The organism is Streptomyces sp. NPDC006510, from assembly GCF_040611955.1.
In the GTDB taxonomy this organism is placed as follows: Bacteria; Actinomycetota; Actinomycetes; order Streptomycetales; family Streptomycetaceae; genus Streptomyces.
Genome location: NZ_JBEXPH010000025.1, coordinates 48685 through 62656 on the forward strand (window position 1 = coordinate 48685; position 13972 = coordinate 62656).

At 68.6% G+C, this 13972-nt stretch carries 11 protein-coding genes and 2 pseudogenes; 3 read left to right on the top strand and 10 right to left on the bottom strand.

From position 1 onward, the window contains the following. Window positions 1-323: 323 nt before the first annotated feature. The 4 genes and pseudogenes from ABZY11_RS11300 to ABZY11_RS11315 form a co-directional block, all read right to left on the bottom strand. Window positions 324-599 carry a hypothetical protein gene (locus ABZY11_RS11300; protein ID WP_356478892.1) on the bottom strand — a complete coding sequence of 92 codons (276 nt, stop codon included), beginning with the start codon at window positions 597-599 and terminating at the stop codon, window positions 324-326. A gap of 121 nt (window positions 600-720) precedes the next feature. Beyond that, the gene (locus tag ABZY11_RS11305) at window positions 721-876 is read right to left on the bottom strand and encodes a hypothetical protein (RefSeq protein WP_356478893.1); all 156 of its coding nucleotides are present in this window, start codon (window positions 874-876) and stop codon (window positions 721-723) included. A 10-nt stretch (window positions 877-886) separates the two neighbouring features. After that, window positions 887-2278, bottom strand: a complete 1392-nt coding sequence (locus ABZY11_RS11310; protein WP_356478894.1) for an FAD-dependent oxidoreductase — start codon at window positions 2276-2278, stop codon at window positions 887-889. 1064 nt (window positions 2279-3342) lie between these two features. After that, window positions 3343-3837 (bottom strand): annotated as a pseudogene (locus ABZY11_RS11315) (FAD-dependent monooxygenase); the annotation flags it as partial. Window positions 3838-4267: 430 nt separating this feature from the next. Between ABZY11_RS11315 and ABZY11_RS11320 the strand changes: the two are divergent. Beyond that, window positions 4268-4870: a dihydrofolate reductase family protein gene (locus ABZY11_RS11320; protein WP_356478895.1), complete on the top strand. Its 603-nt coding sequence runs from the start codon at window positions 4268-4270 to the stop codon at window positions 4868-4870. A 168-nt stretch (window positions 4871-5038) separates the two neighbouring features. On the opposite strand, the gene ABZY11_RS11325 is transcribed toward ABZY11_RS11320, so the two are convergent. Further along, complete coding sequence (locus ABZY11_RS11325) at window positions 5039-5956, bottom strand: hypothetical protein (RefSeq protein WP_356478896.1); 918 nt, start codon at window positions 5954-5956, stop codon at window positions 5039-5041. 554 nt (window positions 5957-6510) lie between these two features. Between ABZY11_RS11325 and ABZY11_RS11330 the strand changes: the two genes are divergently transcribed. Then, a complete protein-coding gene (locus tag ABZY11_RS11330) occupies window positions 6511-6864 on the top strand; it encodes a hypothetical protein (protein ID WP_356478897.1) in 354 nt (117 codons plus the stop codon). 47 nt (window positions 6865-6911) lie between these two features. Here ABZY11_RS11330 and ABZY11_RS11335 read toward each other — a convergent pair whose 3' ends face one another. The 5 genes from ABZY11_RS11335 to ABZY11_RS11355 all read right to left on the bottom strand — a co-directional run bounded on the left by ABZY11_RS11335 (window position 6912) and on the right by ABZY11_RS11355 (window position 13789). Then, window positions 6912-8294: a carotenoid oxygenase family protein gene (locus ABZY11_RS11335; RefSeq protein WP_356478898.1), complete on the bottom strand. Its 1383-nt coding sequence runs from the start codon at window positions 8292-8294 to the stop codon at window positions 6912-6914. Window positions 8295-8325: 31 nt separating this feature from the next. Further along, on the bottom strand, window positions 8326-8937 hold the full coding sequence (locus ABZY11_RS11340; RefSeq protein ID WP_356478899.1) for a TetR/AcrR family transcriptional regulator: 612 nt from the start codon (window positions 8935-8937) through the stop codon (window positions 8326-8328). 160 nt (window positions 8938-9097) lie between these two features. Further along, entirely contained in the window at window positions 9098-9520 is a 423-nt protein-coding gene (locus ABZY11_RS11345; RefSeq protein WP_356478900.1) for a hypothetical protein, read from the bottom strand. Window positions 9521-10191: 671 nt separating this feature from the next. Then, window positions 10192-11310, bottom strand: coding sequence for a PP2C family protein-serine/threonine phosphatase (locus tag ABZY11_RS11350; protein ID WP_356478901.1), 1119 nt, complete (start codon window positions 11308-11310; stop codon window positions 10192-10194). A 1666-nt stretch (window positions 11311-12976) separates the two neighbouring features. Next, window positions 12977-13789 carry an alpha/beta fold hydrolase gene (locus ABZY11_RS11355; RefSeq protein ID WP_356478902.1) on the bottom strand — a complete coding sequence of 271 codons (813 nt, stop codon included), beginning with the start codon at window positions 13787-13789 and terminating at the stop codon, window positions 12977-12979. A gap of 88 nt (window positions 13790-13877) precedes the next feature. Between ABZY11_RS11355 and ABZY11_RS11360 the strand changes: the two are divergent. Next, window positions 13878-13972: pseudogene (locus ABZY11_RS11360) on the top strand (transposase); the annotation flags it as partial.

Here is a 13972-nt window from a genome sequence, read left to right on the forward strand (position 1 = left end):
ATGCACTCCCTCGTACACGCCCACTCCGAGGCAACTTGTGACAGTCCGTCAACTTGTTGATGGGCATGAAGCGTCGAGGATGTCGCCCTCGGCACAACGGGTGCTGCCCATGTCAGTCGACGTGCTCACGGTGGGACACGCAGCAGGGGCGGATGCGGTTCCTGCCGTGCAGGAGGAAGGGAGGTTTCGCGCCAGCCGGCGGGAGCGGAGCCGGGAACGGGGCTGGTACGGGCCTGGGCTGGCAAGCCCTCGCAACCGTCCCTGAGGGCCGAGCTTCATGTCGTGTCGTGCGGGGTTACGCAGAATCTCCGATGCTCGGCTGCTCACTCAAGAGCCATGTACTCAGCTGACGGCCCAGCCAGCTCGGGATACTCCACCGTGTACCGATCTCCGTGAATCGCCAGCATCGCCCAGTGCCACGCCTCGTCATGGAAGATGAGCCCGCGATACGGCGCATCGCTCGATTCGTAGGGGTATCGATCCAAGGCCGCCGCCCGAGCTTCAGTCGGTGTCAGATCGCCGTGCCGTCTCATCACCCACGCGTAGCGACGCCGCTCGTCCCGCAGATACTCGGAGTACTCCGCCTCACTCCACGACATACAACGACCCTAAAGGATCTACCCCCGTGAAACGGCGTCCACCGAGACCTCCCAAACGCCTGTTGCCGACCGGCAAGAACGGCGACAGCCGTGCCCACTCGGCCCGAGAAGCACTCGGTGATCAAGGAGCCCGCTGGAGCAGCGAGCAAAAGTGGGCGAGCGCGGCGTGGTCCGCGGTGAGTACGTGCAGGCCGATCCTGTGCGCGCGCAGCTCGGCGCCGAGGGGCGCCAGATGCAGCACCGAGCGGGAGAGCCGGTCGAGCCGGGTTACGTTCAACGTGTCGTGCTCACACAGCAACTGGAGGACGAGATGGGATGAGTGCATCCCACTGATCTCGGGTCGGGCCGTCGTGCTTTGGCGAGAAGTCCGGGTGGGCAGCCAGCCAGGCGGTGACGTGTCGGTCCACCTCGTCGGTGCCGTAGGCGTCGTCCGCCGGTCGCAGGAGATGGCGTACCTGGGCTCGGGCTCTCATGACGACGGGGTCGTCGAAGGCGCAGGCGGCCAGGGCGGCAGCCCGTCGGTCTGCGGGTGGTGAACTCTCGGCGAGGCGTTGCTCGTCGGCGCGGTCGGCCGTCACCTGCGCGTCGAACCACGGGCGGAGGGTCTTTGCTGTCCAGGTGTGGTAGTCGATGGGGTCCGCGGCGATCCGATCGACATGGGTCGCGACGTGCTGGGCGGCACGCAGGCCGAGGGCCGCGCCGTGGCCGAAGGTGGGATTGGTGTGGATGAGGCTGTCCCCGGCGTTGACCAGGCCGGTGACGACAGGTCCGTCATCGTCGGCGAGGGCGGTCCAGCGATTGTCCAGGCCGGCCATCGCCAGGACGGCTGACTGTGGTTCGGGGGCCAGGTCGAGCCAGGCGGCGGTGGCGGGAAAGCGGCGGGCGGCGGCTTCGAACACGGCGGGGTCGGTGAGCGCACCGCGGCTTGGATCACCCGTGGAGAGCACCAGGCTCGCCGCGAAGGTGTCGTTGTCGGAAGGGAAGACGCCGGCGAGCGCGAACGGTGCGGCCGAGCCGGTCTTCACCCGCCCGGGGTCACGCGGGCCGTCGGCACGCAGGCGGTACCAGCGGCACAAATAAGCGATCCCGGTGCGGTGGCTGTCGACCACGGGCGGGCGGCATCCGGCCGCGATCAGCCAGGCGGGAACCGGCGAGCGACGACCGGACGCATCGACGACGAGGTCCGCCTGGTGCATCTCCGCGCCCACCTGCACGCCGGTGACCCGGGCAGGGCGGCCCTTCCCGATGGTGAGGGCGCGCACCCAGCAGCCGCGCCGCACATCAACGGTGCGTTCCCGCCGCACGGCCGCGGCCAAGGCGGCCTCCAGCACGATGCGGCGGGTGCGCAGGGTCACCAAGTCCTCATCGCCGGCCCTATGCGGCGGATGCTCACCGAACCAGTCGAACTCGTGGTACTCCCGGGCTCCGCGTGCCAGCAGGTCCGCGTAGACGTCAGGGGCCTCGGTGCGCAACACGGTGCGCACCGGCGCGAGGAACGAGTGGGGCTGGATGGCCTGCGGGACTCGGGGCCTGTCCCAGTCGAAGAAGTCCCGGTTCAGGTCCTCCCCGGCCTCCCGCGCATCCTGCTCGAACAACGTGACCATGTGGCCCCGCCGGCCAAGCATGAGTGCCGTCCCCAGCCCGCTGATACCCCCACCGATCACTGCAACCCGCGCCACTGAGCTCCCCTTCGCGTCGTGTTGCGGAATGAGCCTACTGCTCGGCGATCTCCGGTCGACAACCGGCCTCGTCCGGACGGTACAGGCGGTTGCTGCCGTTGTTCTTCAACCGCGGCGACAGGCGGAAAGTGCAGCAGCTCAGTAACCGCTACTGGACTGGCTGGAGCACCGGCGAAACCGGTGGCCGAACACCGCGACCCTCCACCTGCTGATCAACAACCAGACCGCCACCAACACCAGCCGCGCCGGCAACCCCTGGATCAGCGCCGCGATGCGCGGTCAGGACGCGACGCCGGAGCGGCCCCGCGTTGACCGGCAACTCGAAGAGGCTCTCCCCCACGGGCCCGACCCGCTCCACCTCGCCTAGGTGCCCGGGCTCGACGAGAGGACCGCTGTGCACTAGGCGATCTCCGTGCGGGCGCTGCTGGAGCAGGCCTCTGAACAGCCACTTCAGTGAAGTCTGCTCGACCGGTCCATGCCCTTGGCGAGGGTGAGCAGGCCGGACGCAGTCAACAGCCGGGGCCGATCGGCGGAGACGATGTCAGGGCGAACGCGGCGATCCGCAATCGGGCCGCCCACGTCCGCTGGTCAAGCCCCAACGTGTACTCAATGCAGCACCCGCATTCCGGGATCAGCGACACGAACGATCGCTCCTCCGCGGTTTCGACCTCCGTCTCCCACCAGTTGTCCGTCGCCAGGTCGGCGGGAGCGATTTCTCCACCGATGAGTCTCGCCGCCAGCCGGCGCAGAGCGTGGCGCCGTGCCAAGCCCGGATCGGGCAACTCAATTCCGGACTCGGAAAGTGCTTGCTCGAACGCATCGCGTAAATCGCGGGCATCCGCGTTGCGAGGCCAACCGGCCAGCTCGCACAGCGTCGGGGTGTCCAGCCCGGCCGCGAGTGCCTCAGCCGCGATCACCGGCAGGTCCCCCAGGCGTATCTCGTCCGCCTGATAACGGCACGCCACCTCACCCAGAGACGTGAGGACGCTCTGCATTGGGGTTTGCGGTTCCGGTGTCGTTCCTGCTGCTCCCATGACTCCTACGATGCCGGCACCGTAGCAGCCGCGCCGCACTGCCTGGGGGCCCGGCTCGCGGGACTGCAGCTCGACCTGCACGCGGATGGTGTCCAGCACGTCGGCGACCACGGGGTGCCGCTCGGTGTGGAAGCTGTCCAGCAGCCCCTCCGGGGCCCAGCCGCCGACCTCGGCGGCGAGTTTCCAGCCGAGATTGAACGCGTCCTGGATACCGAGGTTGAGGCCCTGCCCGCCGATCGGTGGGTGGATGTGCGCAGCATCGCCGGCCAGCAGCACCCGGCCGACACGGTAGCGCTCGGCCAGCCGGGTGGCGTCGCCGAAGCGGGACAGGGAGCGCGGTGAGTGCACGCCGAAGTCGGTGCCGGCGATCTCCCGTAGCCGTTGTGTGAACTCCTCAAGGGTCGGACGGACCGTGCGGTCCTCGGCCACCCCCTCGGCACGCACGACGAAGCAATACATTCCGTCCTCATGGGGTGCGGGGCCGAACCGCCGGTGCTTCGTGCGGAGTTCGGCCGCCACGGCGTTCGACATCTGCGGCGGACGGCCACTCCCGCATCGGGGCCCGCGACGCGTGGTCGGCAGCCGAGGCGTGGTCGACGAAGGCGGCGATCCCTGCCCTCCGTCCGGCCCGACCCGGCGCCCCAGCGCCAGCAAACGGCAGCGGCAAGCCCGTGAGAACCCACCGACGGGTTACTTGTTCCCTGGTGTCCGAGCTGGGACTACCGGGCCGATATGCCGCTGATCAACACGTTGGTGTGGATGGCGAGTCGGCCGTCAGGATCTACTGGCTCGCGCCCTTGAGCAGCCCTTGCTCAGTGACAGGTGCACAGTGATCATGGAGCTTCCAGGGACTGGGCCGTACGGCTGCGTCCGCTTCACACCGCTCGCCATTCGCCACTCGCCCTGCCACTGCCACTGCCACTGCCACTGCCACTCGATCAACGGAAGGTCGTCCGTGCGTAAACTTGTGTACTACATCGCGTCCACTCTCGACGGTTTCATCGCGGGACCGGACGGTTCCGACCCCACCGGTCCGGACGGCTTCTGGCCGATCCCCGAGGACTACCTTCAGCACCTCATCACCGAGTATCCGGAAACCCTGCCCGGCCCGGCCCGTGCCGCGCTGTCCGTCACGGCTGCCGGCACACACTTCGACACCGTCCTCGAAGGGCGGCGCTCCTACGAGATCGGTCTCCGGTCCGGATTGACCGACGCATACCCTCACCTGCGGCATCTGGTGTTCTCCCGGACGCTCAGCGAGAGCCCGGACCCGGCCGTTGAACTGGTTGCCGACGATCCGGCAGCGACGGTACAGGAGTTGAAGCAGCAGGACGGCAAGGACATCTGGTTGGTAGGCGGCGCCGAGCTGGCGGGCGCGCTGTACTCCGAGATCGACACGCTGATCATCAAGCTGAGCCCGATGACCATCGGCAGCGGAATCCCGCTCTTCTCCCACAAAGCGACATTCGACCCGCGCAGTTGGGAACTCACCGACCACACCGTCCTGAAGTCCGGGGCAACCTTCCTCACCTACGCCCGCACCATCCCCACCGCGTAACGTCCGGGTTGCCGCCCGGTGGGGGACGCCCGCAGCCACCCCGTACGACATCGCCGGTTTCCACGACCCCCATCCGGGCCCTGGAAACCGGCGTCACATCATGCGAGCCACCCGAACCCGCCCACACCATCCACACGCGCAGGCGGCGGGCTGGGCAGGGCGACGGGGTCAGGCTCCGCAGAACGGCATGGTCCGCACGTAACCGCCAAGGTTCTCGTCATCGGTGCCCAGGAGGGCGTCGGAGGAGCCGGGCAGGCATTCCACTGCCTCGATCTTGTACTGCGGGAACATCCCGAGCACGGTCGGAACCGAGGCAAGCGTGACCCGTACCTGGCCGGCGGCCGACACCGTCACCCGGCCCGCGTCGCTCACCGCGGAGTCGAACGGGCCGTCGTCACCGGCGTCCGCCGCCGAACTCACGATGATCCGGCCGGAGCCGGTCACCGAGATGTCGGAGATGTGCCGCGTGCCCTCGCTGGTCGGGTACGTCGCCAGGTAGGTCCGGCGCGTCACGGCGCCGAACTGCGGTTGCCCCCACGGAGCGAACGACAGCGGCGACGCGTACAGCGTGGCGGGACGATCCGCACCGGCTCCCCGGTCCGCCCACAAGGCGGCAAGTTTCCCGCCCCTGGCGACGACCGCGAAGCTCTCGAAGTCGTCGCCCTCGCCGATCCCCGGCAGCGGCGAGTAGTCGACGACCGTTGCCGTGGAGCCGGTGACCTTCAGGCGGTAGACGATGCCGCGGCTGGCGAGCGCCAGGTACTCCCCCGGCATCCCGGGGATGGCCTCGATGGCCTCCAGGTCGACGGGTTCCGGTCCGTCCCAGGCCATCGGGGAGACCCCGTCGGAGCCCTCCCGGTGGGTGATCCGGGACAGACGCCGCTGCCCGGACCGCTTGTTGTCGTGCACAGCCAGCACGCGCACCCCCTCCCCGTCCGCGGTGCGGCCTTCGTACGCAAGACCGCTGACTCCACTACGGGCGTCACCGCCGACTTTCTGCCATTCGCCGTCCGCACCGGCCGGGGCGCTGCCGAGCATCGTCAGCAGCGCAGCCGCCGCGGTCACCCAGGCCATGCGCTGCAACATCGGGAGTTCCACTGGGAGTCGCTCGCCTTCTCTGTCCGTCAGGCGCGAGGTCACGCGCCGGGCGTCAGGTTATTGATCAACACGAGCACGGCCCAGCGACGGTTACGCCATTCGCCGGAGCGCGAAGTCGGACTCGGCAGGCACACGCCACCCGCCGCACACCCGAGTTGCGACTGTCCTTCCTTGCCGTCGGCGGGGCCACCGCCGCAGCACCGCTGTGCCCCGGTCAGTAGTAGTCGCGCATGAGCCCCGACGCCCACTCCGGTTGCCGGATCGCGCCGCGCGGGCCGAATTCCCGCACATATGACTTCAAGCCGAGCACTGGCGTACCGGCCACCGCGCCACACGAAGCACCGAAGCACCGAAGCACCGAAGCACCGAAGCACCGAAGCCTGCCACAGCGACCGGCCACAGCGACCGGCCACACTCACGTGCCAGTGAGTGGCAGGGCAGGGATACGGAAACGTCGTGGCGACCGGTCTGCCGTGCGGGTATCGTCCGATCCCCCCCGACCAGCCGTTCCGGCGGCCTTCAACGTTCAGAGAGCGATTCTCATGACCAGCCGGCAAGCAACGACGACCCTCTGGCGCCCGACCGGCCCCAAGGAGCTGGATCTGGTCCGGGAACTGAACTGGCGTGCTTGGCCGCCTCGTCTTCCCGAGCAGCCCATCTTCTACCCGGTCCTCAACGAGGACTACGCGATCAGGATCGCGAGGGACTGGAACGTGAAGCACGACGGAGCCGGGTTCGTCACGCGGTTCGAGGTCGAGTCGGAGTTCCTGCGTCGCTACCCCGTCCAGCAGGCCGGCGGGCGGACGATCCTTGAGCTGTGGGTCCCCGCCGAAGATCTCGACGATTTCAACGCCCACATCGTCGGCGAGATCCAACTGGTCCATGAATTCCGGTAATTCGTCGGCTCCGGAACGCCCGGCGGGCCGGCCGGCCCGCCGGGCCGTCAGCCGGCGGCCGGGTGGTCCGACCGGGTGTCCGGTACCCAGCTGCCGTGGAGTCCGAGGGGGACTCGTACCGGCAGGTGGATGACGGCGACCGGGTCCGCGGTGAAGTCCTGTGCGGAAAGGATCACCAGGTCGGCGGCACCGCGTTCCGGGTTGTGGACGTACGCCATGAGGTATCCGTCGTCCTCCGCGCTGGATGATTCGGACGGAACGAACACGGCTTCGCCGACCGCGGCGTACCGACCGAACTCGTGGGCCTCGGTGGTGCCGCGTTCCAGGTCGTGTTTGAGAAATGCGTTGCCGAAGCCCTCGTCCGGCCGGTCGTCGTCGGGTCCCGCGGGCGGCGCGTAGAGCTCGACGGCAGCGGCGTAGCCGTAGCGGTAGGGACGGGAGGTGTGCCGGGAATTGATTCGGGGGAAATCCTGGATACGGTCATCCAGTTGGAGTTCCTGTACGACACCGGTGCTCAGGTCGATCGTCCAACGATGCGGAGTGGGGCGGCTGATGCCGACGTTCCTGATGTCGAAGCCCTCGGGCTGCCGGATGAAGTCGACGACGACCGTCGAACCGTCCTCATAGGCGTTGAGGGTGTGGCCGACCATGCTCGGTGCGACCTCGAACCAACGCACCGGGCCGCCCTCGCGGGGCATCAGCCCGACTCGGGCCCGGCGGTCGTGGTCCCACCGGAAGGGGATTCCGGTGGTGAGGTGGGCGGGGCTGAAGACGACCGGTGAGTCGAAGAGGATCACGTGGTGCTCGGTGAGCGCAAAGTCATGCATGTAGGGGTTGCCAGGCACGGGGATCGTGGTGGTCCGGAGCACCTTGGCGGTGTCGTCCATGACTATGTGCTGGACGTTGTCGGAGCCGTAGAGGAATGCGAGTGAGTGCAGCTCACGGGTACGAGGGTCGAAGATCGAGTGGGCGTTGGCGCTGAAGCCCTCGGCGGTCGCTCCGAGGTCGCAGGGACCGATCGTGTCCAGCTCGTAGGTGAGTTCGTACGGACGGATGCCGCCTTCGATGAGAGTGAATGTACGGTCCGCGAAGCCCACGACGTGGACGTTCGGGGCGAAGTCCATCCGGTGGTCGACGGGGGTTCCGCGGCGCGGCTCACCGAGCCGGTCGGCGACGGATGTGGAACGGACCCAGCGGTTGCGGTACCACTCGGCGCGGCCGTCACGGATGCGGACGCCGTGCACCATGCCTTCGCCGAGGGTCCAGAGATGGGTCGCCGCGTCCTCCACCCCCAGCGGATTGGGACCGTTACGCAGATAGCGGCCGTCGAGGTGCGGGGGTATGCGACCGGTGACGGGGAGATCGTGGGCCGTGATCTCTTGGGCGACGGGGGCGAAATTTCCAGCGAGGTAGCGGTTGACCGTAGTCATAAGGTCCGTCCTTGGATCGTGCGGGTGGCGTTCATGAGGTGCCTGCCTGGAGTCCCTGGCCCACGGCCTTCATCAGCGTTTCGTAGCGGCGGGTGGCGAGCTCCGGCGGGAAGTGCCCGGCGATCTCCAGGCTCACCGCTCCGTGTGCGGCGGCCCAGAAGATCTTCGAGATCTCGGTGGCGTCGCCGTTGGGGAAGATGCCGGCGTCGATGCAGGCGGCGACCGCTTCGACCGAGGCGTCGAAGGCGGTTTCGGCCACGGCGAGAGCTTCGGCGCTCGGCTGGAATCCGGGCAGCGTCTGCTCGAACATCACCCGGTAGTAGGCGGGTTCGGCCAGTGCGTGCTCGCGGTATGCGGTGCCCAGGTTGTTGAGATGGGCCAATGGGTCGGCGGCGCGCTCGATGTTCTGCTGAGCGCGGCGCAGCCGGGCGAATCCCTCCCGGTAGAGGGCGTCGACGAGCCCTTCCTTGCCGCCGAACATGGTGTAGAGGACCTTGGTCGACGCTCCGATCTCGGCGGCGAGCCGTCGCATGGTCAGTTCCGAAGGGCCTCCTGCGACCAGGAGGTTGATGGCGCGGTCGAGGATCACGACGCGCACGGCTTCCTGGCCGAGGCGCTGGGCGTCCTGGTAGAGCCTGTTCATGGGTAACACCGTAACCGATGGGAAACAGCGTTACCATCGGCTGGGGGCCGGCCTCTCAGGTCGTCGAGCCGGTACCGGCGCGGATCGCATCGCGGTGCTGAACCTCGTTCGCTGCCGGCCTGGACACAGACCTGTTCTGGCCGGCAGCCGACGAGGCCAGTCAGTGGCGGGTGGACACCCGGAAGGTGGTGAGTATGGCCTTGTGGTCGGTAGGCCAGGTCCAGTTCGGCTCCCAGAATTTGTCCCGCCCGGACTCCGCTACGCGCTCGTTACGTGCGATCGAGGTGGAGGGGCCGACGATCACGCTGTCGAGCAGCCGGAGACGCCGGTCCGGGTGGTAGAAAACGAAGTCGATCCGGTCCCGCTCGTCCGCCTTCGGCGCCCAGGTGAGCTGGCTCGTCTCCGCACCGGGGTTGTCGCTTGGCGCATCAGTTCCCCCGATCGCGTACGTGCTGGCGGCGAGGTCGTTGACGGCGCAGCGCGGCGAGCGCTGGATCCGTCGGCGGATCGACGGGTGGTGGTGGCGGGGCGGTGCGGATGTCGCGGACGGCCTGGCGAACCACGGCGCGCACTGTCGGTTCATCGAGGGCCTGGAGGCCGCTGCGGGCGAGCATGGCGAGGCGGTGGGTGGGATCGGCTCCGCGACATCGCCGCTGCGGGCGGAGACGGCGATCAGGGCGCGCTGGGACAGGCCGTAGCCGAGCGCGACTGCGGCGACTGTAACGCATTGTGATCAAGTTGCTACTTTGAGCGCATGGATGATCCTAGCCACACGCGTGCCTGGTGGCGGCGGCGCGGGTGGTGGTCGATCGGGTCGATGCCCTGGGTTTCCGTCGCCGCTACCGCCCCCGTGCTGCGCATCGGCTTCCCGCACCACATGGTGGTGGGCCGACGGAGTGGCAACGGACATCCCCGCGGTGTGGGGCCACCATTTGGTGTCGCGCTGGTTCGAGGCCCCGTGGCGCTGCATCCCACGCCTCCGGGGGCCTGGTCACGCTGGGGTCGCGACTCCGCCGCGACCCCACTGGCCGGCGTGCAGCTACGGGGCTGCGGGGCTACGCGAGTATCCCATCAGGTCAGTGGGGCAGCAGGGAGGGCTTCTGTGAGGCGGTCCAGCCGCGGGCAGAGGGCCCGCACGAGACGGGCCAAACTCACTCCCGAACACCACACCGCACTCGCAGAGCTCGGTGTGGAATGGGCCTGACACCACCCGCCGGCCCGACACCACCCACCGGGGTCGCCCGGTTCTTGGGTTCAGCGGCCGGAGGGCGGGGGCGATCCACTGAGCTGGTGCCGGTGGTGACCAATGGGATGGGGTGTGAGGTGTGGTCGGTGGGACGGGGTGCGTTCGATGACCAGCAGGGCGGCGTCGTCGGCGGGGTGGCCGCCGATGTGGGTGAGCAGATCGCGGTGGATGTGGTGCAGCAGAGTGTCGGGGCTGCTGGTGGGGAAGGAGGCGATTCGTTCGGCGAGCGGGTAGAACGCTCCGGACTGCGAGCGGGCTTCGATGACACCGTCGGTGTAGAGAACGAGCATGTCACCGCATGTAAAGGTGAACGGGTCGATGCGGTCGTCCTCAATCGGTCGTTCGCACACGCCCAGCGGAGGCAGTGGCTGTCGGGCGTGCAGGACCGTGACCCGCTGATCGTGCACCAGCAGAGGCGGGGGGTGCCCGCAGTTGATCACCTCGGCGGCCGACGGGGCGTCGTCGGGGATCTCCAGGACGAGGCAGGTGATGAAGTGCTCGCCGAGGTCGTGCTCGGTGTCCGCCACGTCCTCCAGGTTCCGGGAGACGCTGTCTACGAGGGCGGTTACCAGCTCGGGGAGGGTGGAATACCGGTGAGCGCCCTCACGGAATGCCCCCAGCACCAGCGAGGCCTCACCGATGGCGGCCAGCCCGTTGCCCCGGACATCGCCGATGACCACCCGGGTCGCGGGATGCGCGGCGCGGGCGAACGCAAACAAATCACCGCCGATCTCGGCCTCGTCCTGCGCGGACATGTACAGCCATGCCACCTGCAGCGGCCCGATCCGGCGTGGCGGAGGCCGAAGCAGAACCCGCTGAGCCGCCTCCGCCACAGAGCGTGCCCGGCTCAGCGCCTGGTCGCGCCGCTCCCGCACAAACCGCATGAAGACCACCAAGGCGGAGAGCGCGGTCAGCGCGATGATCTGCGCCATGCGGTTGGGCGTGGTCAGTCCGCCGAGGGAGACAGCGATGAACACTTGGGCCGCCACTGCCAGGACCCCGGCGAGAGCGGTGAGCCGTGTCCCGGCGAGGGAGGCGGTCAGAGCGGGCGCGATGACCAGCAGTGGCCCCAGCTGGACATCGCGGCCGGTGTAGATGTCCAGCACGGTGATCGTCACAATCAGCACGAACGGGATCGCCACCAGACCACGGCCTGATGGCGGCTCCAGAAGGTGATCCCACGAACGCCGCACACCCATATACCCCTAATGCTCCATCGATAGCGTTCCCCCAGCCAGCCGACGAGCATGGGTCGGGTCTTCTCTCATCCTTCCTGCGGCGGCCTCGCTCTGTCCGTCCGCCGGCCCTGCCGTGACTTCCGGTCTCGGAAGTACGGCTCCAGCACGCGCCAGCCGAAGAGATGGGACGGTCGCCGCCCAGCCGGCCGGCGATGCCAAGCGCCGCCGTGACATCGGCGCGGAGATCGACGCGCTGACCGGCGGGCACCACGCGCCGACCGAAGCGCTGGGGCGTCAGGAGATGAGTGAGCGGCCTGTGGGTGCCGGCTTCAGTGTCCGGGAGGCTGCTGTCTGTTCTCTCCCGATGCTCGGCAGGATCTCCCGGGTGAGGGGATGGGCCTGCGCCTCGGCAAGGTGTCGGCGATACGCACTTTCGTCGGGGTAGGACGTGAAGACCGCGGCAACGTTCTCTTCGGTGCGGACCGGCAGTCCGGCGAATGTGTTGTGCCCTGCCTCGGTGGTCAGGACGGTGAGTGGCGCGGGTCCCGTCTTGTGGAGCACAGAGAGGAGACCGTCCCGGATCAGTGCGATGCCGTGACCACACGGTGGCGGACACGAATCGGTCCGGTGCCGAAGCACCGGCCTGGGGCCGCTCGGACGGGCATCCCATTGGGGTGTGGGCGAAGAACGCCCGGGCCGCGGATCGCAGGGCACGGGAGAACGAGGAACTGCGGGCGGCGGCCGGGGCGATGGCCGAGGCGCGGCGGGATGAGCTGGATTCGATCGATCCGGGGTGGTGCCCGGCCTGGAACACCGGGTGGCAGCGCTGCTACCGCCTCGTCCGGAACCATGCCCAGGCCGGCGGGGCGCTCCCGACGGCTGCGGGCGACATCGTCGCCCAAGGCGAGGACCTCGGACGCTGGATCACCCCGCAGCGGCACGGCTGGGAGCAGCTGGTGGCCGCGCAGCAGTGGCTTCTGGAGAACACCCTCGGGCTCCAGGCGGCAGGGGAGGAGGAACGGCCGGTGAAGCGGACGCAGGATGCGAAGTGGGCGGTCGACCTGGCAGCGGCGCGGCAGTTCCACGCCCGCGAGGGGCACCTACGAGTGCCTCGGAAGCACGTTGAGCAGCTGGAGCGGGCGCGGTCCTTACAGGCCGTCAGGACAGCGCTGACGGCGGTGTGGTGGTCAGGCTCGGCACGTGGCTCGATAACGTCCGCAAGCGGGCCGGGAAGCTCGCTGGGCAGCGCCGGGCGGATCTGGATGCGCTCGGTATGCGCTGGTAGACGGCCGGCGAGCAGACCGCGAGATCGACGGAGGCGTCGTACGGCGGCGACCCGGTCGAGAAGCCGCAAAGGCGTCACATGGGCGCGTACTCGGGAAGCGCTACAGTCGCGACCTGCGGGAATGTCCTGTCGATGTTCGTGTATCACGAGCGATCGTTATTCGACGTTGATTCCGCCCGTCTCCCCCGCCAGGAAGCGGGATTGCCCCGGGTGATCAAGGTGTCGGGGTGGTCGGGGGCCCCAGCACGCGCACCAGGTCGGTCAACAGACCCGCACGGCGGGAATTGGCCGTGGGCAGCGTCGGTGAAGCGGGCCAGGAGCGGGTGCGGTTCATGCATGGGCGGTCACCTGCGTGGAGAGGAAGTCCAGCAGAGCGGTATTGAAGCGCTCGGGCTGTTCGGTGCCGGGCAGATGTCCGGCCTTCTCGATGACGGCCAGGGCTGCCTGGGGGACGAGGCGGTGGATCGCCTCGGCGTCCGCAACGGGGGTGTAGACGTCGTCGGCTCCTACGAGGATCAGTACCGGTTCCCGGACCGCGGGCAACGTGTCGCGGTAGTCGGGGCGTTCGGCCCGTCCGCGCAGTGCCGCGGCGGCGCCGCGGGGGTCGGTGGCACACATCATGGACAGGACTCGCTCAGCGACATCCGGCATCGCGTCGACGTTGTACGCGGCGAGCATCTTGTCGATCACCTCGCCTGCGTAACCCATCCCTTCGGTGAGGAGTCTCTCGGCCAGGCGGTTGCGGAACTCTTTGCCCTCGTCGGTTTCGGCGGGGGCAGAGGTGTCGGACAGGACAAGGGCGTGCACCCGCTGCGGGTGACGGCGATGGAACTCCATGGTGATCTGACCACCCATGGAGACGCCGCCGACCACCGCCCGCTCGATGCCCAGGTGGTCGAGGAGCGCGGCAAGGTCATCGGCGAAGTCGGAGAGGAAGACCTGTCCTGGGGTGACGCTGCTACGGCCGTAACCACGCAGATCGGGGGTGATGACCCGGTATCCGGCTTCGGTCAGCGCCCTGGCCTGGGGTGCCCACAGGGTGCGGTTGAAGGGGTGGCCGTGGATCAGGAGGACCGGCAGTCCGGTTGCAGGCCCGAAGTCGTCGTAGTGGATGGTGGCGCCGCGCAGGGTTATGGCGTTCATGCCGGGCACCCTACTGACTTCGGCCCGTTGGGGTGAACCTTCTCGAAGTCCCTGACGCGTTCGCCGTAATGGCTGTATTCCGTGGTGTGTGAGGTATGCGGATGGGGGCGGGCTGACCGCTGCGGGTCGGCTGCGCCGTGAGTCGGTGCGGATGCAGGCGGCCGAGTTGTTCGAGCAGGGAAT

Excerpts from the sequence above, each read along its gene's own strand:
- ABZY11_RS11300 (WP_356478892.1), bottom strand. The coding sequence starts at position 599 with ATGTCGTGGAGTGAGGCGGAGTACTCCGAGTATCTGCGGGACGAGCGG.
- ABZY11_RS11325 (WP_356478896.1), bottom strand. The coding sequence starts at position 5,956 with ATGTTGCAGCGCATGGCCTGGGTGACCGCGGCGGCTGCGCTGCTGACG.
- ABZY11_RS11330 (WP_356478897.1), top strand. The coding sequence starts at position 6,511 with ATGACCAGCCGGCAAGCAACGACGACCCTCTGGCGCCCGACCGGCCCC.
- ABZY11_RS11335 (WP_356478898.1), bottom strand. The coding sequence starts at position 8,294 with ATGACTACGGTCAACCGCTACCTCGCTGGAAATTTCGCCCCCGTCGCC.
- ABZY11_RS11340 (WP_356478899.1), bottom strand. The coding sequence starts at position 8,937 with ATGAACAGGCTCTACCAGGACGCCCAGCGCCTCGGCCAGGAAGCCGTG.
- ABZY11_RS11345 (WP_356478900.1), bottom strand. The coding sequence starts at position 9,520 with ATGAACCGACAGTGCGCGCCGTGGTTCGCCAGGCCGTCCGCGACATCC.
- ABZY11_RS11355 (WP_356478902.1), bottom strand. The coding sequence starts at position 13,789 with ATGAACGCCATAACCCTGCGCGGCGCCACCATCCACTACGACGACTTC.